This is a genomic window from Psychrobacillus sp. OK028, from assembly GCF_900103605.1.
Classification (GTDB): Bacteria; Bacillota; Bacilli; order Bacillales_A; family Planococcaceae; genus Psychrobacillus.
Genome location: NZ_FNHY01000001.1, coordinates 114,457 through 140,750, shown reverse-complemented (window position 1 = coordinate 140,750; position 26,294 = coordinate 114,457). Strand labels below are relative to the sequence as shown.

Sequence of the window (26,294 nt, the reverse complement as noted above, 5' to 3'; positions counted from 1 at the left end):
TTATTACATTCCACCTGAAACGCTTAAATGCTCTCCTGTAATCCCACTTGCTTCATTTGCCGAAAGATACGCTACCCCTGATGCAACCTCTTCAGGTAATATAAACCTGTTCATTGACTGTCTTGGATAAACGATTGTCTCTAATGCTTCCTGCTCCGTTTTGCCAACCTCCATCAGATCATCTAACTGTCTTTGAAGTAGCGGTGTCAGTACAGGACCTGGCAAAATAGAGTTAACTGTAATATTAAAAGGCGCTCCTTCAATAGAAGTCACACTTGTTACACCAATTACGCCATGCTTAGCTGCAACGTATGCAACCTTCTCAGGGCTCGCCATCTTCCCATGAACAGAAGAAATATTAACTATTCTGCCAAACTCTTTTTCTTTCATAAACGGGAACACATGCTTAGTCATCAAAAACACACCCGTCAACATAACACTAATTAGTAAATCCCACTTTTCTAAAGGAAACTCTTCCACTGGTGCTCTATGTTGTAACCCGGCGTTGTTCACTAGTACTTCAATAGATCCTCTTTCATCAATAATAGATTGAATGACTGCTTGAACACTCTCTTCATTCGTCACATCTAGTTTAATTCCTTTTGCGTTTTCCCCTAATTCACTAGCTGCCTTTTCTGCTGCCTGCTGATTAAGATCTGCTACAAAAACAAAATCATTTTGAGAGACAAATTTTTTAGAAATAGCATAACCCAACCCACCAGCTCCACCTGTTACAATTACAGTTCTTTGTTTACTCATGTAGTAGTTCCCTCTTTTACTTTCAATTTTGAATGTGTCGTAAGTAGGTGTCTAACCAATTCTGTATCTCGATCCATTACAAAACCATCAAAACTTTTACCTGGATAGTCGTAAAAACCTTTTCCAGATTTAACACCGATCGTTCCTTCTTCAACCTTTTGTTCTATTTTTTTAAAGGATCTAACTCCAGACTCAATTTCCGGCTGAAGTCCATCCATTACAGCTTTCCATACATCCAAACCGCCGAAATCCATAATCTTCAGTAGTCCACTAGATGAAAAACGGAATCCCGGTCCTTCAAAAATAGCGGTATCAAGATCCTTTTCGGACACCACACCGTCCTCTATTAAAGAAAGAGCCTCTCTTACCATTGCCGCTTGTATTCTATTAGCAACAAGTCCAGCAACCTCTTTTTTCACTTCAATAGTCACTTTGTTATTTTTTTCCAAAAAGGTTTTAACTTCATTAAAGACTTCTTCGCTAGTATCATTTGATCTTAAAAGTTCCACTAATGGAACGATATGTGCTGGATTAAAGAAGTGCGTCAATAATGTTCTATCCTTATGTTTCGTTACATGTCTTGTAATATCTGAATACTTTAAACTAGAAGTATTTGATGCAAGTATTGTATTTGCTTCACAAATTTCATCTAATTCCTTAAATATATTTTGCTTTAAAGTTAAATTTTCTGTGACACTTTCAATAACAAAATCAGCATTTGCTAAATCTCTAAAGTCTGTCGTAAAGGTAATATGAGACATAACCTCTTCGTCAGTAAATCTAATATCGTAGCCTTCCGCACGAAACAAGTTTAAATAAGCGTCGAATTTACCTTTAGCCACTTCTAACATTTGATCAGAAATATCTACTAACTTCGTTTGTACTCCATTAATTGCAAACTGAAAAGCAATACCAAATCCCATCGTCCCTGCACCGATAACGCCTACTTTTCTGATCAAGCTGTTCATCCTTTCTTCACGGAACATTATTGCTTGGCACCTTCATACCAATGGATGGTTACCTAATTGACCTCTACTGGACTATTTAAATACTCTAATTGGAAACCAACTTTTTCACTTAACTCTTCTATAGAAATAGGCTCTAGCATCTCTACTACTCTAGGTCCTTCCTCTGTAAATTTAAAAACTGCATAATCAGAGACAAATAACTCTACTCTGCGAATTCCACTAGTTTTATACGTCAGTTTGTTCACTAATTTAGAAGTTCCATCTTTTGCAAATAATGTAGCTGCTACTATTACTTTTTGAGCTCCAGTTACTAAGTCCATTGCACCACCAACGCCTAGAATTGGTTGGTTTGGAACAGCCCAGTTAGCTATTTCTCCGTTTATATCTACCTGAAGGATTCCTAGTACTGCAACATCTACATGGCCACCTCTTATTAATCCGAAAGAGTCAGCACTGTTAAAAAAAGAAGCACTCTTCAAGTAAGTTACCGGTTCTTTTCCTGCATTAATCAAATCGATATCTAAATTTTCTTCCGTAGCAAGTGGTCCCATCCCAAGTAAGCCGTTTTCTGTCTGTAAGAAAACCTCCTTATCCTCTAAGTACTCGGAGACTAAAGTTGGGATACCTATTCCTAAATTGACTATTTGACCATCCATCAATTCTTCTGCAATTCTTTTTGCAATAACATGTCTTTTATCTTGACTCAACATATTCACTCCCTACTTTGGAATATTTACTTTGAACAACATAATCCACGTATGCATGTGGTGTGACAATATATTCTGGATCTAAATCTCCTACTTCTACAATTTCATCTACTTCAGCAATGACAATTTTCCCGGCAGTAGCCATCATTGGATTAAAGTTTCTAGCTGTCGTATGGTATACCAAATTTCCGAGGCGATCCGCTTTAGCCGCTTTAATAATTGCGACATCCCCTTTAATCGCTTTCTCAAAAATATATCGTTCTCCATCTATAACTCTTTCCTCTTTACCCTCTGCTAATTCGGTTCCAACAGCAGTCTTTGTATAAAAGCCACCGATTCCAGCTCCACCACAACGAATAGCTTCAGCTAAGGTACCTTGTGGTAATAATTCAATCTCCAATTCACCTTTAGACCATGCAATAACTGCTTCTCTATTAATAGAAAAGAAAGAACCTATTGCTTTTTTTATTTTCCCTTGGATAAATAGTTTATGTAAGCCCTGACCAAGATCCCCCAAGTTATTACTCACTACAGTCAAATCTGTAATATCGGTTTCCAGTAGTTCATCAATTACTGTGAGAGCAGTGCCCGATAAACCAAACCCTCCCGATAAAATCTGATCCCCACTTTTAAACAACTTTCGAATTTCATGCGATTCAACAACTTTATCCATTTTCATCCTCCTATTGTTTAATACGGTCTCAGGTAAGCGCTTTCTTTTTTACATGTATTGAAATAGAATTAAAACTATCATTCTCATTTATAATTATGCTTATTATTTTCAAACTAGACCGTGGTCTAATATTATAATTATTGATACTATTCTGTCAATATGTATTGGAGGAATTTTATGACTGAACTAGCGAAAAAACAGCTTAGGGGAGAAAAAACAAAGAAAAAGATTTTAGAAGTTGCTTTAAAGCTTTTTGCTGAAAAAGGATTTAATAAAGTGACTGTTGACGCAATAGTGAAGAAAAGTAATACGTCAAAAGGTTCCTTTTATCAGCATTTTAGGACAAAATCAGATGTTTTCTTAGAGCGATTTAAAGAAGTAGATACGTTTTACTTGGAGGTATACAAATCTTTCCCCGCCGACATGGACCCGATTGAAAAACTATCTATTTTCACACAGAAGCTGATGCGTTTTTTAGAGGATGAGATGGGGAAAGACTTGATGAAGGTTATATATAGTGCCGCATTAGAATCGAACGAGCATACATACTTTTTAGAATCCAATCGTTATCTATTTAAAATCCTGCGCAGATTATTAGAGGAAGCTATTGAAAAAGATAGAATCCATTCAGCGTTTTCGATTGAAGATATGTTAACGATGGTTACCCAAGCCTATATGGGAGCCATATACCATTGGGGATTGCAGACTACAGATAGAAGTTTAGAGTCTCTTTCAATGCCCCTTCTGCAAGCATTACTGAAGGGGGTTGCGAAGTAATTTTTGATAGCATAAGTTGTGGATACCTGCTATAGACGAGACTTGTACTCTCGGTATTTGTGGATTTTCTCTCGGACTCTCTTTGTTTACTCGCTCTTGAGGGAGATTTACTCGCGGAGCCGGGACGGTTACTCTCGCTCAGGCAGGTTTACTCTCGGAACGCGAGTTTATTCCATTTTATGACCCCAAAAAAACTCACCTTTGATGGAAGGTGAGTTTTCGATATCAAAAGTACCCTCCCCTGCTCAGTTTCGGGAAAGTTTATTTATTGTAGTTTAATATCAGAAGTATTTGCTACTCAGCGCACCTATGGACTTTTTAATTTTCTCCACCGAAAGTCCGCTTGCCTCTAGCAACTCCTCATCCGTCCCACAACCGAAAAATCTATCGGGAACACCAATTCTATAGACTCTCTTTGGTAATTCTTCCGATAGGATTTCTGAAACGATACTTCCGAGACCACCACGTATGTAATGCTCTTCTACTGTTACTACAAGCTGAACTTTTCTAGCACCTTCCAATAACAATTCTTTGTCAAATGGCTTTAATGTCGGAAAATGCTGGTGGGCAATTGACATATCTACCAATTGTTTAATAGCTTCAGCTACTCGGTAGGTCGTGCTCCCAGTAGTTACTATTAAGACGTCTGTACCTTCCGTTAGCGTTTTACCCTTGCCGATTTCAAACTCCGCATCAGGCAAAAATAAGGGTATCGTTTCATCTCTAGTTAACCTTAAATACATAGGTCCGCCCGTTTTATGCATGGCGTTCATAGCAGCGACTGTTTCGCCAGCATCGCCAGGGGCAATGACAGTCATATTAGGAATTGTTGTCATGATGGCTATATCGTCTAAAGAATGATGCGTCTTACCAGTGTTGCTTGTCAGCAGTCCACTATAACTGCCAACTAACTTCACATCGAATTTGGTCTGGGCAACACTTACTACAATTTGGTCCAACGCTCTTTTCGTTAAAAATGTGGCAAAGCTGCACACCCATGGCTGAGACCCTATCGAGGCTAAACCAGCTGCGACGCCAACCATATTTTGTTCCGCAATTCCCATTTGTAAAAAGGAATCTACTGTTTCTTTCTCTATAGAATCTAAACGCGTTGAGTTTCCAAGATCTCCATCCAGAGCAAGAACTTTAGAATCATCTTGTGCTAATTGCGCCAAGTGCTTTCCAAATTGGTCACGTACACTTATCGACATGTCGTTTACCCTCTCTTTTCTAGTTCAGTTAAAGCCAAAATATACTCCTCATCATTTGGGGCTTTAGAATGCCAAACATAATTATTTTCCATAAAATGAACACCCTTACCTTTTGTCGTATTGGCAATAATAGCTTTAGGACGACCATTCCGGATACTCTTCACTTCAGTTAACACATCTATTAAATCTTCCATACAATGCCCGTCTACTTCCCACGTTTCAAATCCAAAACTGTCGAACTTTCTTTTTCCGTTACTCTCTGGTTTCATTCTTCCATGATCATTTTTCCAACCATATTGCTGCAGACCATTTTGATCCATAATAACAATCAAATTATCTAACTTATATTTTCCTGCTATATTTGCCGCTTCCCAAATTTGACCTTCCTGAGATTCTCCATCTCCTATCAAACAATACACATCGAAACCTTTCTTCAACCTCTTCGCACCAATTGCCATACCAACCGCAGCTGATAAACCCTGTCCCAAAGAACCTGTTGACATATCTAACGCATCTAATTTTGTCATATCTGGATGTGCCTGTAGACGTGATTCATATTGGTCGAATGTTTTAAGCTCCTCTTCGGAAATGTATCCCCTCAGTGCTAGTGTCGCATATAGCCCCAATGCCGTATGCCCCTTTGATAAAACAAATCGATCCCTATCCTCCCATTTAGGATTAGACGGATCGATAGATAAGTGATGAAAAAATAGACTAACTAAAATATCCGCACAGGATAGAGACCCACCAACATGCCCCTGTTTTTTATAATAGGCAGTAGACAATATCCTTTTTCTAAGTACTGTAGCTGTCAGCTTTAATTGTTCAATCGATTGTACCAATGAAGTACCTCTCCTCAAAAATTAGGTAACCCTCTTCAAACTCAAAAGAAGGCTACCTAAAAATTTTTAGCTAAATAGATTTGCGATAAATCCAATAATAATGCCGATTACACCAAAATCCGAATCACCAAATGTTGTATTAGCAAAACCGAGATCTCCTAAAACTGGTAGCAAAAATGCTGGCAAGAAGCTGATTAAAACACCATTTACAAATCCTCCAGCAGCAGCACCAATTCGACCTCCTGTTGCATTACCGAATACTCCTGCACCTGCTCCAGTAAAGAAGTGAGGAACAAGACCTGGAATGATCAGCGGCAACGACAGTACACCTAAAAACGCCATACTAATAAGTCCTCCAGCAAAACTGAAAAGAAAACCAATCATTACAGCAGTAGGTGCAAACGGGAAAACAATCGGTATATCGAGTGCAGGTTTTGCACCAGGAACAAGCTTATCTGCAATTCCTTTAAATGCCGGCACGATTTCATTTAGGATCATACGCACACCAAGCAAGATTATGCTTAAACCAGCTGCAAATGTGATACCTTGCATAATACTGAACATAATATAGTTTTGATCTCCAGAGAAATTAGACACCACATCTGAACCTGCTAGAACAGCTAATATGATGAAAATAGCGATCATTGTTAAAGCAGTAGATATCAATGAATCCTTCAGAAATGACCATTTTTCAGAGATTTTAATATCCTCTGTGGATTTCGCTTTATTGCCAAACCATTTCCCTATTAAACCAGCAGAAATATAACCAAACGTTCCAAAGTGACCAATCGCAATATCGTCATTTCCAGTTACCTGTCTCATAAATGGCTGGCCAAGTGCTGGCATCAAAACCATGAAGAAGCCTAGTAGTAAGGAACCGACAATAACTAAAGTAGCCCCTTCCATGCCAGCTGTTCCTAAAACAGCAGATAACAGTGCAGCCATAAAGAATGTATGATGTCCGGTTAAAAAGATATATTTCCAAGGGGTAAAACGGGCAAATAATATATTCGCAACAAATCCAAACCCCATAATAAGCGCTGTTTCCGTACCAAACATTTGCTGAGCAATTGCAACTACCGCTTCATTATTCGGAATTACACCTTGAATATTAAAAGCCTCTTCAATAATTCCACCTAACGAATCTAAAGAACCTATAATGACTCCTGCACCAGCACCTAAAATAAGCAAACCTATAATACTTTTAAGAGTCCCAGACATCACTTTTGTAGCAGCAGCACGTTGAGCAACAAGTCCAATCAACACCATTAAACCAACTAACACAGCAGGAATGCTTAAAATTTCATTCATTAAGAATTCAAAAAAAGCCATACCTCTATCCTCCTTATGTGTTTAATACGGATTCCAAACCAGCTCTTACTTCATTGGCATCTGCAATATTTTTTACACTAACGACTTTTACTCTTCCTCCTTCCAGTTGTTTAGCGAATTCTTCATTGGTAAAAATAATATCTGCAAAGATACTAGATGCTGTAGTAAAATCAGCCGTTTCTACATCCGCTGTAATTCCTTTTTCCTTTAATATCTTTTCAATTGTCATTTTCAACATCATGCTAGAACCAAAACCCATTCCGCATACTGCTAATATTTTCATGGCTTCTACTCCTCTTTTTCATTGAATAAATGCAGAATCTCCTCATATCCAGTTGCATTTTCCAACCGCTCTATCGAATCTTCTTTACAAATCACCTCCGCAATTTTTTGTAAAATATCAATATGCGATTCACTATTTAAAGCGGCCAAGCCGATTAATACCTTAAACTCTTTGCCCGGTTTAAAAGCAACTTCCTCTTTTAAAACAACAACACTAATTCCTTCTTGAATAACCCCATCTTCGGGACGCGCGTGAGGCATAGCTACACCAGGTGCTATTAAAATATAAGGTCCAAGTTCATGAATATTACGGATCATTGCATCAACATAAGTCGGATCTACTTTTCCCGTTTTTACAAGTATTTCTCCGCAAATACGAACAGCGTGTTCCCAGTCTTTCGCTGTAACATCTAGCAATATCGCTTGTTTTTCTAGTACTCTACGATTCACCATTTTTCTCCTTTGTTGCTTTTTGTATTGTATGCTTGTTTAACACTGAACATGAGAGGGACTGCCGCTTAAAATAAATACGAAAAGCCGCATATGACTAAGTCATCTCGTACGGCTTTTAATAAAATGATTAGTATAAAGTTCAGGGGAAGTTCTAAAAGAAAAAATACCGAATATAGTTATTTTCTTTAAGAGTTTATAACGTATTTTACGAGCCCTTTTGCGTTTGCGTATAGAGCTGCTTGGGTTCTGTCTGCAAGTCCAAGCTTTGCGAATACTTGGCTGACGTGCTTTTTTACGGTGAATTCAGTTATATAGAGGGTTTTAGAGATTTCTTTGTTGGAATGACCTTTGCCAAGCTCAATTAGAATTTCCATTTCCTTTGGTGTGAGCTGTTCAACATGGCTAGGTTTATCTGGGAGGTTTTTCTCTTTCATCATCAAATCTAACACGGTTGGATCGTAATATTTACGACCTTTCCCAATCATTTGCACTGCATGTAAGAGCTCTTCTGGTAATGCTTCTTTCAATAAATAACCAGCGACTCCTATTTCTTTCGCTTTTCTAAAGTCTTCTTCGGTGGTGGATGAGGTAAGTATGACAAATTTGCTCGCAATGCCTAAATCGATTGCTTCCTTTATTAGTTCGATCCCTGATTCGTCACCTAACCGAAGATCTACGATGGCTATATCTGGCTTCACAGTTTGTAATAGATTAATCGCTTCTTTTCTGTTAGTCGCTTCTCCAAGCACTTCCATAATTCCGCTATAAGAGAATAATGAAACTAGCCCTCTTCGTATTAATGGATGATTATCAATTATAACTAACCTCATTGTCCCAACACCTCTTGTTTAGTCTGCATTAGTTTTTTCAAAGAAGTAAAACAAACTATCTCTATTTTTTCTTCCCTTACAGTTGTTCTAAAAGTTCACCCTATCTATGACCCTAGTGCTTTATGAGTAATTTCGTTACATTTCTCTACAACTAATACGGTCCCCCTTTCTATAGTTGTTATAGCAAATATGCCAATTACAAAAGAAAGACCTAATTAAATTGAGCGATTGCTCATGTTTAATCAGGTCGGTTGCGCCAATTACTCCATACTTCTTAGGCGCCCATTTACAAGAAGTACTTCACTGTATCCATGATATGCTTTATGTATATACATTATATCCAATTTTATCCTAAAAAATACGTCATTATGTGCTGTTGAGTAGGTTCTATTTATGTCAGATTGTGAAAAATAAAAAAGCTGACAACGCATGATACACCCTGCATTGCCCAGCTTTTCCGAATTTCCCTCTGTACATCTCAGTGACTATTGAGCTATTTTCATCCTTCTGAAATGTCTAATAATCATCAACACAATTCCAGCTGCCACAAGTAAAGTACCAAATAATATCAGAATAAAGATATTTGCCGACGTGATTGGTACGCTGAGCCCCACGGCTGTTGGACCGACGCTGGCAACTTGTCCTTTTATCATGGCTTGGACGGTTGTGCTATCTTTTCCTTCTGCGGTAAAAGAGAACATAAAAGTCGACTCAAGCCCTTGAAACTCATTTCCAAGATGCTCTGGGAAACGAATAGTAATATCTATATTTTCTTCTGTGCTACTTAATAGCTTTCTTTCTGGCAATGACTTGAATTCGGCCATTTTCCCTTGATACAATTCAGTATCACCTGCTTTAATTTCTAGCAGTAGCTCATTGAAAAGCTTTTTTTCTCCTAAGTTTTCTAAACTCATTTGGTAAACAAAATCTGCGTTCCCAGAATTTTGAACTGCAATCGTTCGAGGAGCCCAATCACCAGGCTTCATGTTGCTAATATCAAATAAACTTTCTGTTGTAGAAAGACTGATGTCTAATTCTTTCTCAATATTATCGTTTTCACCATCTGCTAATACATTGGTCAAGGGATAAAAACACATCAAGCTAATCATTAGAAGAAACGGAAATAACCGAAAGAGTTTAATCATGGTAACGCCTCCTTACGTTCTCTATCGATCCATTTAGGAATTATTCCCGCCATCTTCCCCTACTATATCTACTTGTTTTTTCGGACGTAATTCGATTTCAGAAAGCACTTTCCAAATTGTAAATGCGGAATAGATTAGCAATAGAAACCCAGGGATTAAAAGCAATAATGCACCATTCTTAGACTGAGTAAAATTAATAAAGTATCCAGCGTAAGGTAATGTGAAGCCTGTGTATTCCGCCACCACATTTTCCGAAAGAACTGGATTCATATCTTCCGCATTGTTATTATCACCTTTTGTACGATAAAGTACACCGCTGTCAGTTCTAACAACTTCTGTTATTCTATGCGTAATTAAAATGTCTTCTTCAGCTAGGAAAGTAATGACATCGTCTTTTTTGAAGCCTGTTTTAACTTCTGCTTTTTTGACTGCTATAATGGAGCCCGTTTGAATTCCTGGCTCCATCGATCCAGACAAAACTGTTTTTAACTGGTATCCAAAAAATTCTGGTTCTCCTCCAGATGCTTTGGATATAACAACAATAGTAGCTACGCTGATTAGCAGGATCATCAGTATTCCAGTGACAATGTTGTTTACCCATTTCTTAATATTTTCTTTTTTTGATTTTTTATTGTATCTCATTAGTATCCCCCTCTGATTTACTATTTTCCTCGTTTACTGGAGCTTCATCTTTTACCGCATTCTTTTCCTGCGAATCGTTATTAGGTTCATCAATGGAGTCTGGTTGTTTTTGAATCTCATCAGTTGAATTTGGTTGGTCATTCTGAGTTGTTTTGTTTTCGCTTTCTTTCTCTGCGTCACTGTTTCCCTCTTCTAATTCATTTGTAGCTTCGTCTTTAGGTTCAATTGTTTCTACGTTTTCTGTATCTTTATCTATTTCTTTTTCTTCTTTAGGTTCATCAATACCCTTACAATCTTTTTTATCTTTTTTATTTGGAGCTACACTGTTATTATCCTCACCTTTGCAAGCGATTTCGCCAACAATTTCCTTTTCATCTGTTTTCTTAGATGAGTCCTCTGTGTCAACGCAATCCGTCTCATTTGCTCCGTCTGATATTCCATCATTGCTGCTTTCTTCAGTAGAAGTACCAACTTCATCTTCGCCATCTTTATTGAGTTGCTCAACACATGACGAGTCAGTAATTTCCCATATACCTGCAGTGATGGTCTGGGAGACTTCCGACTGGCTAGTATAGTAGGCGGATGTGTCAGACGTGAGATAACCTACACCAAAGATAGCTAAATAACAAATGAGTGTAATTTTAGAAATCAAGAAAAGATCGTATTTCTTTTTCTTACATCTACGCCTACGCTTAGTTTTCAATCCGATACCACCTTTCTTATTTTTGCCTTTGAACTTACTTAAATATATTCCTCAAAACACAAGAAAATTTTATATGTTGAGAAATATATATAAGGAATGGCACTTATGGATTGATGAAATAAAATAAGGGAGGAGAAGGGCTCTCCTCCCAGGTTATATATTATCTCGCTGATCCACTTGTTTGTTTTGCATCAAATGTCCATTCAAGCTTTAAAGAATCTCCTTGGAAAACATTTTGATCCTTTTTGTTTTCAACGAATTCAAACATAACAGAAAGCGTATCGGATGTACCTGCTTTCAGTCCATCAGGTTCTCCATCAAGGATCCATCCTAATATATCTCTATCTGTCACATCTGTCTTACTAAGATCTTTTAAAGTAGTTTCATGAACAACTTCTGTTCTTTTGTCTTTATTGATCAAAAACTTAACCTTAATATGCTCACCAAAGTCTGCACCTCCATTATCGCTTCCTTTTGCATCAACAACAGTATATTTAGAAGTAAGAAGCACTTTAGATACATCGAGGCTGCCTGTGTTATTTAATTTAAAAGTACGTAACATTGTATCACCTGGTTTAATATTTGTAACATTTATAATAGCGTTATCTGCGTCATTACCTGCAACATTAATATCCAACGTCCCTGCAGCAAAACTGCTGTTGTTTACTTCAACGTCATTGAAATAAGCATAAGTTCCTCCACCGATCATGCTGATTGCTAATCCTCCAGTTAAAATACCCATAGCTAACTTTTGTTTAATACTCATTTTTAATTTCCTCCAATTAGTTTTAGTTTTTTGTTGTTACTGGTCTTGCTCTTTCCAAATATAAGCTTGGTTTCGAAGTTTACTTGGCTATTTTTTAAGAATACTTGGTTCCATAATAAGATAGCTGTTTTGCTTCGAATGCGATGCTTATTTTGCTCAAAGTGGATGTTACACCGCTTTAGAGAATTTCTGGCTAAGTCTCTCATTGCATAAGTAGTTCCTCAGCCTGTAGTAGCGATAAATAATTAGATGTATAATGCCAGTTTTCGCTAGGTGTTTAGTTCCACATGTAAGCCCCTTTTTTTACGTCATTTACTGCCTCCTTAAACTTCGTTTTGATCAACATGCAATGGAACTATACTCAGTATAAACAGTGCCAAATAATTGAGCCTCCCTCATATGGGTACTTTTTGACTTTTCAGTATTCTACTTTTGAGTGATTTAGTTGGTATACTTTTGTACCATTTTATTTATTGAGAAAGACCAAATAAATTAAAACTTATAGAAAAGTATTAGCAGCCACTTTAAATTTCTTTCATTTAATCTCTTTCACATATTGAACACTTGCTCTCCGTTGGATGATACTAGTAGTTCAATTACGCCTTTTCCCCATCAAAAATTTTTCTCTATTCCCTCCCCATTTAATAGAAAGGAGTCACTTATTAACCAAAGTGACCCTTTACTAGAATTTAACAACTTTTTGCTGTAAAATAAGAAGGATTGGAATTCTTTCTACTGGTTATTTCGTAGCGATTTAACCTTAGCGGAAATGGATTCTTTTTTACTTTAATAAAAAATTACAACCCTTTTGGAAAAATTGGGTATATAGTATAAAGAACTTTTTTAGGAGGATAACATGAATACAACAGAGCCTTATTACATTACAGAATCGAAGAGAATCTGCAGAGTTGCTGGGATGGATCCGAATGAGGTATCTAGACCAAAGACTTTACTAAGTGATGTGGAGTTTGAACAGAAGCGAAAATCTTATAGCGAAATATTATCGGTTGTTAGTTTTTTCTCCAATAAACTTCTGGATTCTTTAAAGGGCACTCCTATACTTGTGGTTGTTTCGGATGCAACAGGTTATCTTCTTGAAATTGAAGGAGACGAAACGATCAAGTCTACCATTGAACAATTCGGTATTAAACCTGGAAGCTTATTCAGACAAGAGGATACAGGGACGAATGTTATTAGTCTTTCGCTGCAGCAAAAGCACCCAATCAGTATTATTGGCGAGCAACATTTCCATACGTTTCTACATAGTATTGCATGTTATGGTACCGCTTTTCACTATACAGACGACAATGACTTGCTTGGTAGTGTATCCATCATGATGCCTATCCAGTTTCAGAACGAACTGTTTTTAACAATGCTAAGTCAAGCAGTGGATTCAATTGAAAGAGAACTACTTTTAAGAAAGCAAAACAAAAAGCTTAATATTATGAATCAGATTATGTTAAGTCGAACTAGAAATGGAATTGTTATCACGGATGAAAAAGGTATTACCACGGAGTTTAATAGCTTTGCTCAAGAAATTTCGAATCTCAGTAGAGAATCAGTCGTGGGAAGAAATATTCTTGAGTCACATATAACAGGAGAGTATTTTAAAGAAGTACTGGAGCACGAAAGAATATTTAAAAATGAAGAAATAAAGTTTAAAGATGATGCCGATAATCTCATTGTATGCCTGTTCGATGCACAGCCCATCTATGAGGAAGGCAAGATGGTAGGCGCCTTTGGTCAGTTTAGGGACATTTCAGATCGTTATATACTCCAGGAGAAGTATAATTATTTAGCTTTTCATGATGATTTAACAAATCTACCAAACAGACGATATATTAATAAGGAAATAGAATCCATTATTAAGGAACTAAATGCTGGTCACCATAGAACTTTAGCCCTTTTATTCATTGACTTAGATCGCTTTAAAATCATTAATGATAACTTTAGTCATTCTTATGGTGATAAATTGCTTATCGAAGTAAGCAAGCGCTTAAGTGGCTGTCTTGGGGAAAACGATATACTTGCTCGAATGGGCGGCGATGAATTTATTTTCCTATTGAAAGATTTTGTTGATGTGGATTATGTGACGAAAAAGGCAGAAGAAATACTTCAACTGTTATTACAACCATTTCTTGTTGGTGGCAAAGAATTACATACAACCGCTAGTATTGGTGTTGCGGTTTATCCCGATTATCCTATTACAATGGAACAACTCATGGTCTACGCGGATAATGCGATGTATCAGGCAAAATCACAAGGGAAAAACTGCTATGTCTTTCATACTTCAGAATTATTAGATGCATTGATGGATGACTATATGCTCGAGGTAGATTTAAGAAGTGCGTTGGAGAAAAAAGAGTTCGTTCTCCATTATCAGCCACAGATCAATAACGAAACTGGTGAATTGATTGGATTTGAAGCGTTAATCCGCTGGCAGCATCCTACGCTAGGTCAGATACCCCCAGGTAAATTTATAAAACTAGCGGAAGAAAACGGATTGATCACCCAAATTGGAGAATGGGTCATCGATGAAGCATGCTCACAAAACAAAAAGTGGCAAGATGCTGGAATGACGCCTGTAAAAATATCCATTAATCTTTCCACACAACAATTTCTTACAAGAAATCTCATAACATATATGGAAGACGTGCTGGAACGTACTGCTATAGATCCGGCTTATGTTGTCGTGGAGATAACTGAATATATGGCAATGGAATATGAATACTCCATTCATGTATTGGAACAGCTGAAAGCGCTTGGTATTGGCATCAGTATTGACGATTTTGGGACAGGCTACAGCTCGTTCAATTATTTAAAGAATTTTCCAATTGATTATATTAAAATCGACAAATCTTTTGTAAGTGAAATAATGAACAATGACAAAGATGCGGTCATTATAAAAGCAATTATCTCGCTAGCACATAACCTACATAAGGAGGTGATTGCTGAAGGAGTGGAAACGAAGGAACAGCTTGAGTTTTTGAAATATCACAAGTGTGATATCTCTCAGGGCTACTTCTTTAGTAAACCACTTCCTGCGGATGAAATTGAGAGGATTTATTTAGAACAACATTAATATTAGAGGAGAATAACAGCATGAACACAGCTTCATCCGTATTAGTAGCAAATTTTAAACATTGGGGAATTCAGCATATTTTTGGCATACCAGGTAAGGCTGTATCCCCTATTTTATTCGAAATTTTACGTCATGAAATGGAATTTGTGTTAAGTAAACACGAAGCAGCTGCAGGATTTGAAGCGGCTGGTTACGCTTTGATGAATCAGAAAATAGGGGTCGCAGTTGGTACATCTGGACCTGGTGGGACTAATCTGCTTACAGCTGCAGGTCAAGCGAAAGCATCTAATCTCCCATTATTAATCATCACGGGACATCCGTCGATGAAGGATACAGGAAAAGCGATGGGACAAGACTCTAGCCTATTTGGTGCTGATCTTGTGGACATGTTTAAATCAGTCACCAAGTTTAGCGCACGGGTAGAACGAGGCGATATGCTACAGCCGTTCTTGCAGCATGCCTTGGAAAAAGCAATATCAGGCGTAAAAGGGCCGGTGCATCTTGCCATTCCGTTTGATATTTTACTAGAAGAAATTGAACCCTTCCTATTAGAATTACCAGTGTCCCATGAAATGATTTCACCTAAAACGAGTGAAGTAATCGATAAACTGAATATGGCGAAACGTCCCCTGCTATTTCTAGGAAAAGGCGTACATTCGAGTAAAGCATACGAAGAAGTTCAGCATCTTGCAGAGCATTGGAACATCCCTGTCATTACTACTCCAGGAGGAAAAGGATCATTTCCTTCCAATCATACTCTTTCATTGGGAGCCTTCGGGTTAGGTGGTACCGATGAGGCTACAGCCTATTTACAAGAGAAAGTAGACCTACTGCTCGTCATTGGTTCCAAGCTAAGTGATATGTCCATCGCTGGATTATCGGAAGCTATGTATCCAGAGCACCTCATTCACTTCGACTATGACCCAACCTTTATCGGAAAATCGATTCAAGTACCGACTACTCCATTGCTTGGTGATATTAAAGCGAATCTTACAGCTATTTTAAAGGATATTCCGAAAACAGATAGCGCTAGATTTTTAACAACTATTGAAAAGATTCAGCTTCAGGAAAATAATCCAGGAGAGCGTATGTCTGCTGTCCAAGCACTACGGGCGATGCGTTACGCGCTTCCAGATGATGCGATTATTTTTGGCGATGATGGGAGTCACTCTTTTTACGGCATCAAATATTTTGATATACACAAGCCTGGGACTTTCTTCTTCGATGATATATTCGGTGCAATGGGCAACGGAATTGGCTATTCCATCGGTGCAAAACTTGCAGCTCCTGAAAAAACAATTGTGTGCTTAGTTGGGGACGGATGTATGTTCATGCATGGCACGGAACTTTCAACGGCGTACAATTATAACTCTCCTGTTTTATTCATCGTTTTGAATAATGGACGGTTAGACATGGTGGAAAAAGGGATGCAAAAAATGATTGGCACTTCGATCGGTGGGGTGTATGAGACTCCGCTTGATGTGGCTCGTTTTGCTGAATCTATGGGACTAGAAGCATCTACGTGTCAACAACCATCCGATTTAGCCGATAACATAAAAGAAGCATTACATAAGATTGAAGAAACAAACAAACCGATTGTAATTGAAGTACTAGTAGATGAAAACGAAATACCACCAACTATGGGGAGGCAATAATATGGAAATCGATAAGCGATACGAATCCGGAAAACAAGTAATGGAAGATTTGTTTTCAGAAGAGGTACGTAAAGGCATGTCAGGAATGAAAAATATTTCACCTGATTTTTGGGAGTTGATTGTGTCCTTTGGATTTGGAGATCTCTACGGTAGAAACACCCTTTCCCACGCACAACGAGAAGTCATCACCCTAACAACACTTATTAGCCAGGGAGCGTTCGATCAGTTGAAAGTTCACTTACAGGCAGCTCTAAATGTTGGGCTCTCAAAAGAAGAAATTATCGAACTTATCATCCACTGTGCCGGATACGTTGGTTTTCCAAAAGCCGTTCAGGCAATGGGAATTGCTGGCGGAGTATTTAAAGAAATGGAAGTAACTAAGTAGATATTAGTAATAAAAACGTCCACTTGACGAAAAAGTGGACGTTTTTTGCTGTTGGTTCTGTTTCTGCAGGGCATCATAATGCCGTTACTCTCGGTCACTTGTTGTTTACTCGCTCTCGAGGGAGTGGTACTAGCGGATGAGTGTGTTTTACTCTTGGTTCATCAGGGTTTACTCTCGCTCCTGGTGGATTTACTAGCGAAACGGAAGTTTATTCCATTTTAGAACAAAAAACAAAACTCTCCTTTCGTCCCAATTGGACAGAAGGAGAGTTTTATTTACGCTTTTAACACTGAAAAATTCTAAAAGTTTAACTTAGTTTTAGGCATTCTTTGACTTTATATGGTTCAAAAAGATGGCTAGGATTAGAATAACTCCTGTGATTACGTTTTGCCAGTAAGAAGAGACGTTAGCTAAACTCAAACCATTTTGTAATACTGCGATGAATAATACACCTAGTGCCGTTCCAGTCACGCCACCTACTCCACCCTTGAAACTAGTTCCCCCAAGTAATACTGCGGCAGCTACAAGTAATTCAGTACTCGTACCTATTGTTGGAGCAGCTGATGCCAATCGACCGGTCTCTATAATACCTGCCATACTTGCAAACATTGCACTTATTGCGTAGACAACGGTGATAACTAAAGTTACATTTATCCCCGATAGTTTGGCAGTTTGAGGATTGCCCCCTACAATATAGATAGATCGACCAAAACTAGTGTATTTTAGAAGTAAAAATGAGGCTAAAAATACGACTGCCATGATAATAATCGGATAAGGAAGCATCCCTAGTTTTCCATTACCTAAAGTCATAACTAACGGATAATCAGAAACGTATTTCGTTTCTCCATTCGTCCAAACAAATACGATGCCTCTGAAAAGAGATAACGTTCCTAAAGTTACGACGAAAAAGTTTAAGCCTACTTTACCGATCAATAAACCATTTATTAGCAATCCCAAAGCTGTTACAGTGAGAATCGTTAGTAGTATGCTTAAGATTTGAGGCATACCGCTAGATAAGAGATTTACTAACATAACGCCACTTAGTGCCATTACGGACCCTACGGATAAATCAAATCCAGCTGTTAGTAAAACCATAGTCATTGCCATAGCCATAATCCATATTCCTGAACTAGCTGTAAGCAAATTGATCCAATTTTGCATGGTTAGAAAAGCAGGATTTATAATACTTACGACGATACACAATAATATTAATAACGGTCCAATTCCAACAAATTTCAATAGAAGTTGTTTATAGTTGATTTTCTTTGGGTTAATTTCTTTCGTTGGTTTCAAGGTAGTTTCGATTTGCATGTTTACCTCCGCTCTAGTCGTTACCGGTTGCATAGTACATAATATTTTCTTCGGTAACATCCTTTTCAGTCAAAATAGTTTTAAGTTCCCCTCTAAACATTACCCCTACTCGATCTGCGACTCCTATTACTTCTTGCAAGTCAGAGGATGAGATAATCACCGTTAAGCCTTCTTCTGATAGTTTACGAAGTAAATGATAGATTTCGGCCTTTGCACCTACATCTATACCTCGAGTTGGTTCATCTAGTAACAATACTTTGGGACCAATGGAAATTGCTTTCCCTAATATTACTTTTTGTTGATTTCCACCAGATAAATTTTCTATAGGTGTATGCACGGATGCTGTTTTTACACCCAAATCTTCTATGATTTTATGGACAATTTTTAACTCATCTTTTCTTTTTATCAGTCCAAATAGTGATTTTTTTGATCGAATGCCTAAAATCGCATTCTCATAGACAGATAAGTGCCCAACAATTCCCTCAGACTTTCTCTCAGCAGGAATAAGTGTGATTCCTTTTTTAAAAGCATCAACTGTATTTTTCACTGGATAAGGTTTTCCAGCCAATTGAATATCCCCTACAAAATCGACTTCACCTATCAGCGCTCGTAAAATTTCACTTCTACCACAACCAACTAATCCAGAAAACACGAATATTTCACCGGTTTTAATATCGACATTAAGTGGTTTACTAATCGAATTGTTCATTTTTAGGTTCTCGATACTTAACATTTTTTCCGAGTCCTTCATTGTCCTCTTCATTGGATATAAGTTTGTTAGCTCCCTTCCGACCATGGAGGAAATAACAATTTCTTCTGTCCAATCTGGAGGAACTAGCTTACAAATATAATCCGAATCTCGTAAAACAATAATCTCATCGCAAATTTTTAAATATTCTTTGAGTTTATGGGAAATAAAGATTACGATCTTATTATTCCCCTTAAACTCTTTCAATAAATTTAATACTAATTCTGTTTGGTCATCTGTCAATGAACTTGTAGCTTCATCCAATAATAAGATGTCCGGCTCAGTGGAAAGCGCCCGGGCAATTGAAACTAATTGTTGTTGGTCAGGAGACAAACTACCTGCTTTACTTTTCACATTTAGATTTAACCCTAATTTTTGTAGGTAATAATCAGTTTTTTGCTCTTTCTCTTTCCAGTTTAAAATCCATTTTCCGGGTTGGTTTACAATTACATTTTCCGCAATCGAAAGTTCATCTACTAAAGAAGGTTCTTGTGTTACCATGGATATTTTTTGCTGAATCGAATCTTTAATGGAATGAATGGGTTTGTTTCTTACTTTTACTTCACCTTCATCTGCTTTTTCGATACCTGTGAGTAATTTAAGGAGAGTAGATTTACCAGATCCATTCTCCCCAGCCAATCCAACAATAGTTCCCCACTGTATAGAAAACTTAATATTAGATAAAGCTTTAACGCCTGGATAAAACTTTGAAATCTGATTAAATTCAATAGCAGTTTCACTATTTTTCATGTGTCACACTCCCCAAAACTCCTTTAGTCTTTAGTAATTGAATTTAATTCGTCTTCCCAAGAAACAAAGCCCTTTGTATTTTTATCTACTTTTGGAGTCTCGATAATTATTTCTTTAGGCAATTGATCTAAGCTAACCCCATCTGTAAAATGCTCATCTAAATAGTCAACTGAAGCTATTCCTGCTTTGATAGGATTTAGGTTAAATGTAGCAAATAATTTACCTTGTTCGATTGCTTCAATTCCACTTTTTTCAGCATTCACACCAATAATCATGATGCCGTTTTCAGGATCTTCTTCATATAAAGTTCTATTTGCATTTTTAATAGCTTGTGCCGCTCCAATTGCGCTTTCATCATTATAAGTAAATACAGCACGAACTTTTGGATTTTTCGTTAATATATTTGCCATTAAAGGTGCGGCTCCCGCAATATTATCAGTAGGATTATCTTGTTGATCCACCCATTTTAGATTACTGTATTTTTCAGTTTCTTCTTTGAACTTTTTCATAACAAAAATATTACCGGGTACTGGAATCGCCATTCCTATACCTGCTACTTCTACTTCTGTGTCCTTAAAGGTTTCTGCGAAAATTTTTGCTGCTTCTACTGCAGATGAACCACGATCGAAGATTATTTGACTCGATAATCCATAATCTTCTCCACCTTTTTCTACATTAAAGTCAACACCGATTACTGGGATATTTTTTGCTAAAGCTCTATCAAGTGCCGGCTGAACTGCATTTGAATCCAGTGGCCAAACTATTAGTGCATCCACATTTTGTGTCAACAAATTATCAATGGTGGACACCTGTTTACTTGGATCACCTTGACTATCGATTCCAATCACTTCATATCCAAGTGCTTCGCCTCTTGTTTTAATTGATTCGTACCAATTTTTCACGGTGTTATTGGAGCCTGCAGAGATGGATACACCTATTTTTAAACTTTCCTCCCCGGAAGCTTTATTTTCACTGCATGCGGATAGTATCATCAATGACATAGTTAATAAAAGAAAGAAACGCAAACCCATATTTTTCATTGGTTAATTCACTCCTGACGTTTCAAATTTAACTAGATACAAAAGAGCTAGCAAATACCACGTTACGTATTAAATTCGCTAGCTCCTTGATATTTAATTTATTTCGTTTACACAGTTTGTCTTAACTCTTGAGTTCGTATTGAATCGACAATTCCTCGTTTTGTATCTTGGAATGCAACTTTATATTCCTCTAAAGCTACTTTTTCAGAGACATATCCACATCGCACATCATATGCTACTTTTTCAACTGGTCGTTTAGTAGGATCACCATAACCTCCCCCACCACCAGCAGTTTGCTTATAAATAGTATCCTTTGGAATATCGGATACTAGGTCCTTTACATGTGTCTTGTATACCTGGTTATTCGGATAAAATAGCTCAATGGAATTGATGCCTCCAGACTTACCACCTAATGTACCTGGTGCACGAGTATCTTCTGTTGCTCCATCTCCAAATATACTCGCTTGCCCTCCATCATCTAAAAATGTAAAAGCTGTATCTACTCCTAATCCACCGCGCCATTCACCTGCTCCTGCAGAATCCTCACTGTATTCATATTTTGTCAAAAATACTGGGTTTACCATTTCGAACATTTCAGGATCTTGAGCAGCCAGCGCACCACCAGAAGCTATTAATCCAATGTGATCATAGCCATCTGTTCCATGAGTACCTCCACTGCCGCCTTTGTTTCCGTTCAATAATATATCTACATATGCCACTTCTTTTTTTGAATCATACCCGTTAATAATAGAAGAAAGTAATGTATTCCACCCTGCTGTAATTCTTTCAGGAAGTGCTTCTGATAGGGCAAGCATAATTACCGAACACACTTGATCACTTAAATGATTACCAAATCCAGATGCTGCAGGATATTTAGGATTTAACATGGAGCCCTCTGGTACATTCACTGTAATACATCTCTGAACTGCTTCATTATGCGCAATCTCCTGCTCACTTAACATAAAAAATGTAATCATGACGGAAGAAAGAGTAACTGGATAAGGTGCATTCACATACCCTTTTGTTTGAGGAGATGTCCCTTCAAAATCAAAGGTAATATGTTCATCTTCAACTTCAATAGTTACATCTATCTTCATCTCTGCTTCGTGATTATGTCCGTCATCTCGTACAATCCAAGATGCACTATACGTACCATTTGGCATTCCTTTAATAATCTTTTTTGCCATTCTTTCAGTAGAATTAAAGATTTCTTCCACTGCTTCATATATAATTTCTTTGGAATATTGCTCAAACAATATTTTTAGTTCTCTTTCACCTACTGTACACCCACCAATCATTGCGTGGATATCATCCCCTACGATTGGTAGACGAACATTTCCAATTATCAAATCCCAAACGTCATTACGTATTTTCCCTTTATCGTATATTTTGAGAGGTGTTATTCTTAACCCCTCTTGCCACAAGTCGGTAGCATTAGGATTATAGGATCCAGGTACTGCACCTCCGACATCTGCCTGGTGAGCTGTAATAACGGTCCATGCAACACATTCATTTTGGTGAAAAACTGGTTTTAATACTTTCCAATCTGAGTTTTGATTCCCACCTGTAAAAGGATCATTATGAAGATAAACATCACCTTCATGTACATCATCTCCAAAGTAGCTCACTACTGCCTTCACTCCTGGGCTAGCAGCATATCCTAAAATGGGAATATACTCTGTTTGTTCTATGAGATTCCCAGTAGAATCATATATTCCCAAAGAGAAATCTCTTCCTTCTACTAGTAGAGGTGAATGAGCACTTCTCTCTATAACTACTCCCATCTGACGTCCTATTGCTTTTAAACGATTAGATAAAATAGATACTAGGATTTGATCCATACTTTTTCCTCCTCTTTCGAGTCTACTGATAGCGATTTATCCCTCATGATAAAATTACCATGTTTATTTAGCTGAACATCGAAACCAGTTGGGACTAAAATGGTAGTTGTAGTTAGCTCAATAATTGCTGGACCTTGAATAAATGAACCAGCTTTCATCGTTTCCCCATCGTATACCGCCGATTCTACTATTTGTTTCGTAATAGGATCAAATATCTCACGTGTATTTTTCACTTGAACTGTTTCGAACTCTGAAAGTTCATCAATTGTTTGAGCTTTAAATTCAGCTTGCTTTCCTTTACAAGTGAGACGAATGTTCATAATTTCAAGCTCGCTATTTGTAATATTGAATCCAAATAGCCTTTCATGCTCTCTATGGAAATGATTTTCTACATCCGTTTTGTTACCATTTAACATCTCTGCCTCATTTACTTCTATCGTTACTTCGTAGTGCTGTCCAACATATCGCATATCTAAGCCGTATACTAGCTCACTTTCCTTCTCTATAACACCCTCATTTAACAATGCCTGAAGTCCTAACGTTCTATCTTCTTCCAGTACATTTAGAATTTCTGCTAATTCTGCTGAGGACCATTTTTTATTATAGGTTTTCACATAATCATGTCGTAAGTTAGAAGCAAGCATTCCAACAGCACACAAAACAGAAGAAAATTTTGGGACAATAATTTCTTTGATATCTAGCTCTTTGGCAATCATTGCGGCATGCACTGGCCCAGCTCCACCTGCTACTACTAACGGGAAGGAACGAGGATCATGTCCCTGTAAAACAGTAGCCTCTTTGATACCGTTAGCCATATTTATATTGGAAATTTCATAAATACCTAGGGCTGCTTCCTCTAGGCTTAGGCCTAACGGTTTTGCAATATGTTCTAGCACCGCTTCTTTTGCTTTTTCAATATTTAAAGAAATACCACCACCGAGGAAATAGTCGGGGTTTAAATAACCCAAAACTAAGTCAGCATCTGAACAAGTTGGCAATAGTCCACCACGGTCGTAACAAGCTGGTCCTGGAACAGCTGTTGCACTTTGTGGTCCAACTTTTAATAGACGGCCATCGTCAATCCATGCAATACTTCCTCCCCCAGATCCTATCGTATGAATATCTGCCATTGGTAAAGAAATGAGGTTTCGTTTTACCTCCCCTTCCTTTTTAATACTGATCTCTCCATTATCGATAATGGATGCCTCAAAGGAAGTCCCACCCATATCTACTACTATCGCATTGTCAAAACCACTTGTTTTGGCAAACACACTTCCTGCAACTGGTCCACCTGCTGGTCCCGATAGAACAGTGGTAGCCGGAATTTCTACCACATTCATTGGATTAGTTACTCCTCCATTTGATTGCATGATTAATAGTTCTCCATCAAAATCTAGTTTTTGTAACTTTTCTACGAGATGTCCAATATAATTTTTAAGAATTGGACCAACATATGAGTTCATTGTTACAGTACTAACTCGATTATAGAGTCTTACTACTGATGCTACATCTGTTGAGATAGAGATAAAAACATCTGGTAATAATTCTTCTAAATACCTTTTTGCTGCAATCTCATTGGCTGGATTTGCATATGAGTGCATAAAGCAAATGGCAACAGAGGATACACCCTCCTCTTTAAATAGCTCAGCCGCATTTCTCAAATCTTCCTTTGAAATCTCCGTTAATATTTCACCGTCTATATTAGTTCTTTCTTTTGCTCCGTATATTAGATACCTTGGAACTAATGCCTGTGGAGCTGCGTATTTATTGTCGTATAAATGTTCTTTACTACGTACTCCTCGACGCATTTGCAACACATCTCTAAAACCTTCTGTTGTTATGAGTCCAGTTTTAGCTCCTTTATCTGTGAGGACAGCATTGGTCGTTACAGTAGTTCCATGGACAATTAACTTTGTCTGCGTTAATAATTGTTGGGCAGTTAAATTAAACTTTAGAGCTATATTTTCAATACCAGTCAAAACACCTTCGGATGGATCATGAGGTGTCGTTAACACTTTTTCAATTAGTTGCTGATCAGTATCTGAATTCAAAATCAGAAAATCCGTGAAAGTTCCTCCAACATCAATACCTAGTGTAAAATTTGACATAGTTTTCCTCCTTAAATATTAATAATATCGTACTCTCCAGAGCTTAAGGATTCTGCTCCATCCTTCGTGATAACAAAAACATCTGCTATACTAGCACCAAACTTTTCTTCACCGTCCGAAAAGTTGGGATGAACACTGATTACCATTCCTTCTTCTAAAAGACTAGTATCCGTATCTGTAAGTATTGGTAGATCATGATCAACACCAATTCCATGACCATGCCAAATTCCCATTTTGACTTTTAATGATTCTGTATGCTTTGAAATAATATTTGCAACTGTATTTACTGGAATTCCAGGTTTTAAAGTTTGGTTAATTTCTTTCATAGCATTGACACAGGCTTCTGCAAGTTTCATTTCTTCTACTGATATTTCACCTACTACAAATAATCCACCCTTTTCAACCCAGTAGCCATTCTCATCGATCATTTCCACATAAGCAGTTACTAATGAATTGTTTGTGATTTTATTCGATGTGGGCTTTCGCAAGAAATATGGTCCTTCTTCCACAAAAATCAGTGTATCAATAGCTCCCTTACCTCTAGCAATTTTTTCAATATCCGCAGCTATTTCAGCTGAAGTTCTTCCAGGTTTAATTGCATGTTTGAACTCTTCAAAACTTTCAAGAGCTACAGAGAATGATTGACGTATTCCGTCTTGCTCATCTGGTGATTTAATTCCTTTAATTTTTTCCACATTATTAGTAATATCTAATAGTTCTCCATCTAATAATTGTTTAAATAATGTACTTTGATTTCCACTCATCATAGATTCTAAGCCAATAACACCTACCCTATTCGGTTCGTAGGAATTGATCAATTCACTAATTTGTTTATATAAATCTGCTTCGGAGTGTATTACATCTCCTGTACCAAGATATCTTGAATCTTTTATAAAGCCCATATGTTTAGCTAAATAACTGTCTGCCCTTGTACTATAATAAGCAACTGGTTCTTGGCCTTTAGCATAAATGATAAATCCAGGTCTAAGAATTGGATAATAACCTCCAAAGTAATATAAAAAACCATACTGAGTAATAATGCCTTTTCCGTAAATAACAACTACGTCCAACTTTTCAGTTTCCATCAATAGATCTAACTGATCCCAACGATACCTCACTGCAGCTTGCTCATCGTAACTAGTCATTAATTTGTTCGACATATTTATCTCCCCTTCTGATTTCATCCTATCAATCACAGACATGGCAACGCTTTCAATAATTCGAAAATTCTGTACATTGATTTGACTATAATGTATGATATAAGAAAATTAATGTCAATATAGT

General features: G+C 37.4%; 24 protein-coding genes and 1 riboswitch. Of the genes, 4 read left to right on the top strand and 20 right to left on the bottom strand.

The features are described from left to right. Positions 1 to 3: 3 nt before the first annotated feature. The 4 genes from BLR36_RS00455 to BLR36_RS00440 all read right to left on the bottom strand — a co-directional run bounded on the left by BLR36_RS00455 (position 4) and on the right by BLR36_RS00440 (position 3,107). Entirely contained in the window at positions 4 to 759 is a 756-nt protein-coding gene (locus BLR36_RS00455; RefSeq protein WP_093059310.1) for a 3-hydroxybutyrate dehydrogenase, read from the bottom strand. Further along, positions 756 to 1,718, bottom strand: a complete 963-nt coding sequence (locus tag BLR36_RS00450) for a 3-hydroxyacyl-CoA dehydrogenase family protein (protein WP_175453926.1) — start codon at positions 1,716 to 1,718, stop codon at positions 756 to 758. The genes BLR36_RS00455 and BLR36_RS00450 overlap by 4 nt, the downstream gene beginning before the upstream one ends. Positions 1,719 to 1,780: 62 nt before the next feature. Further along, a complete protein-coding gene (locus BLR36_RS00445) occupies positions 1,781 to 2,437 on the bottom strand; it encodes a 3-oxoacid CoA-transferase subunit B (RefSeq protein ID WP_093059306.1) in 657 nt (218 codons plus the stop codon). Further along, a complete protein-coding gene (locus tag BLR36_RS00440) occupies positions 2,421 to 3,107 on the bottom strand; it encodes a CoA transferase subunit A (protein ID WP_093059304.1) in 687 nt (228 codons plus the stop codon). Before BLR36_RS00440 ends, BLR36_RS00445 begins: the two co-directional genes overlap by 17 nt. Positions 3,108 to 3,284: 177 nt before the next feature. Here BLR36_RS00440 and BLR36_RS00435 point away from each other — a divergent pair, with 177 nt between their 5' ends. Next, positions 3,285 to 3,884 carry a TetR/AcrR family transcriptional regulator gene (locus BLR36_RS00435; RefSeq protein ID WP_175453925.1) on the top strand — a complete coding sequence of 200 codons (600 nt, stop codon included), beginning with the start codon at positions 3,285 to 3,287 and terminating at the stop codon, positions 3,882 to 3,884. A gap of 281 nt (positions 3,885 to 4,165) precedes the next feature. Here BLR36_RS00435 and BLR36_RS00430 read toward each other — a convergent pair whose 3' ends face one another. The 10 genes from BLR36_RS00430 to BLR36_RS00385 all read right to left on the bottom strand — a co-directional run bounded on the left by BLR36_RS00430 (position 4,166) and on the right by BLR36_RS00385 (position 12,090). Beyond that, positions 4,166 to 5,095, bottom strand: coding sequence for a transketolase family protein (locus tag BLR36_RS00430; protein ID WP_093059300.1), 930 nt, complete (start codon positions 5,093 to 5,095; stop codon positions 4,166 to 4,168). Between the two features lie 5 nt (positions 5,096 to 5,100). Beyond that, a complete protein-coding gene (locus BLR36_RS00425; RefSeq protein ID WP_093059298.1) occupies positions 5,101 to 5,937 on the bottom strand; it encodes a transketolase in 837 nt (278 codons plus the stop codon). A gap of 66 nt (positions 5,938 to 6,003) precedes the next feature. Beyond that, positions 6,004 to 7,269, bottom strand: a complete 1,266-nt coding sequence (locus BLR36_RS00420; protein WP_093059296.1) for a PTS ascorbate transporter subunit IIC — start codon at positions 7,267 to 7,269, stop codon at positions 6,004 to 6,006. Between the two features lie 13 nt (positions 7,270 to 7,282). After that, a complete protein-coding gene (locus BLR36_RS00415; protein WP_093059293.1) occupies positions 7,283 to 7,552 on the bottom strand; it encodes a PTS sugar transporter subunit IIB in 270 nt (89 codons plus the stop codon). 5 nt (positions 7,553 to 7,557) lie between these two features. Next, a complete protein-coding gene (locus BLR36_RS00410; protein WP_175453924.1) occupies positions 7,558 to 8,001 on the bottom strand; it encodes a PTS mannitol transporter subunit IIA in 444 nt (147 codons plus the stop codon). 188 nt (positions 8,002 to 8,189) lie between these two features. Continuing rightward, positions 8,190 to 8,834 (bottom strand): response regulator, encoded by a 645-nt coding sequence (locus BLR36_RS00405; protein WP_093059289.1) that lies wholly within the window; start codon positions 8,832 to 8,834, stop codon positions 8,190 to 8,192. Positions 8,835 to 9,070: 236 nt separating this feature from the next. Beyond that, positions 9,071 to 9,154: riboswitch (cyclic di-GMP riboswitch) on the bottom strand. Positions 9,155 to 9,319: 165 nt separating this feature from the next. Then, the gene (locus tag BLR36_RS00400) at positions 9,320 to 9,979 is read right to left on the bottom strand and encodes a hypothetical protein (RefSeq protein ID WP_093059287.1); all 660 of its coding nucleotides are present in this window, start codon (positions 9,977 to 9,979) and stop codon (positions 9,320 to 9,322) included. Positions 9,980 to 10,012: 33 nt separating this feature from the next. Continuing rightward, entirely contained in the window at positions 10,013 to 10,621 is a 609-nt protein-coding gene (gene sipW / locus BLR36_RS00395) for a signal peptidase I SipW (RefSeq protein ID WP_093059285.1), read from the bottom strand. Beyond that, a complete protein-coding gene (locus tag BLR36_RS00390) occupies positions 10,608 to 11,324 on the bottom strand; it encodes a SipW-dependent-type signal peptide-containing protein (RefSeq protein ID WP_139185054.1) in 717 nt (238 codons plus the stop codon). The genes sipW and BLR36_RS00390 overlap by 14 nt, the downstream gene beginning before the upstream one ends. A gap of 160 nt (positions 11,325 to 11,484) precedes the next feature. Then, the gene (locus BLR36_RS00385) at positions 11,485 to 12,090 is read right to left on the bottom strand and encodes a TasA family protein (protein WP_093059281.1); all 606 of its coding nucleotides are present in this window, start codon (positions 12,088 to 12,090) and stop codon (positions 11,485 to 11,487) included. An 856-nt stretch (positions 12,091 to 12,946) separates the two neighbouring features. Between BLR36_RS00385 and BLR36_RS00380 the strand changes: the two genes are divergently transcribed. Genes BLR36_RS00380 through BLR36_RS00370 form a run of 3 tightly spaced genes read left to right on the top strand, consistent with a single transcriptional unit; the run spans position 12,947 to position 17,212 of the window. Beyond that, positions 12,947 to 15,172, top strand: coding sequence for an EAL domain-containing protein (locus BLR36_RS00380; RefSeq protein WP_093059279.1), 2,226 nt, complete (start codon positions 12,947 to 12,949; stop codon positions 15,170 to 15,172). A 20-nt stretch (positions 15,173 to 15,192) separates the two neighbouring features. Continuing rightward, positions 15,193 to 16,827, top strand: a complete 1,635-nt coding sequence (locus tag BLR36_RS00375) for a thiamine pyrophosphate-binding protein (protein WP_093059277.1) — start codon at positions 15,193 to 15,195, stop codon at positions 16,825 to 16,827. Between the two features lies 1 nt (position 16,828). Continuing rightward, on the top strand, positions 16,829 to 17,212 hold the full coding sequence (locus BLR36_RS00370; protein ID WP_093059275.1) for a carboxymuconolactone decarboxylase family protein: 384 nt from the start codon (positions 16,829 to 16,831) through the stop codon (positions 17,210 to 17,212). Positions 17,213 to 17,530: 318 nt separating this feature from the next. Here the strand turns inward: BLR36_RS00370 and BLR36_RS00365 are convergent, their stop codons facing one another. The 6 genes from BLR36_RS00365 to BLR36_RS00340 form a co-directional block, all read right to left on the bottom strand. Further along, positions 17,531 to 18,523 carry an ABC transporter permease gene (locus tag BLR36_RS00365; RefSeq protein WP_175453923.1) on the bottom strand — a complete coding sequence of 331 codons (993 nt, stop codon included), beginning with the start codon at positions 18,521 to 18,523 and terminating at the stop codon, positions 17,531 to 17,533. Between the two features lie 13 nt (positions 18,524 to 18,536). Continuing rightward, a complete protein-coding gene (locus tag BLR36_RS00360) occupies positions 18,537 to 20,021 on the bottom strand; it encodes a sugar ABC transporter ATP-binding protein (RefSeq protein ID WP_093059270.1) in 1,485 nt (494 codons plus the stop codon). A gap of 23 nt (positions 20,022 to 20,044) precedes the next feature. Then, positions 20,045 to 21,061, bottom strand: coding sequence for a sugar ABC transporter substrate-binding protein (locus tag BLR36_RS00355; RefSeq protein WP_093059267.1), 1,017 nt, complete (start codon positions 21,059 to 21,061; stop codon positions 20,045 to 20,047). Between the two features lie 107 nt (positions 21,062 to 21,168). After that, a complete protein-coding gene (locus BLR36_RS00350; RefSeq protein WP_093059264.1) occupies positions 21,169 to 22,902 on the bottom strand; it encodes a hydantoinase B/oxoprolinase family protein in 1,734 nt (577 codons plus the stop codon). Further along, positions 22,887 to 25,010: a hydantoinase/oxoprolinase family protein gene (locus tag BLR36_RS00345; protein ID WP_093059262.1), complete on the bottom strand. Its 2,124-nt coding sequence runs from the start codon at positions 25,008 to 25,010 to the stop codon at positions 22,887 to 22,889. Before BLR36_RS00345 ends, BLR36_RS00350 begins: the two co-directional genes overlap by 16 nt. A gap of 11 nt (positions 25,011 to 25,021) precedes the next feature. Further along, a complete protein-coding gene (locus tag BLR36_RS00340; protein WP_254771299.1) occupies positions 25,022 to 26,170 on the bottom strand; it encodes a M24 family metallopeptidase in 1,149 nt (382 codons plus the stop codon). Positions 26,171 to 26,294 lie beyond the last annotated feature (124 nt).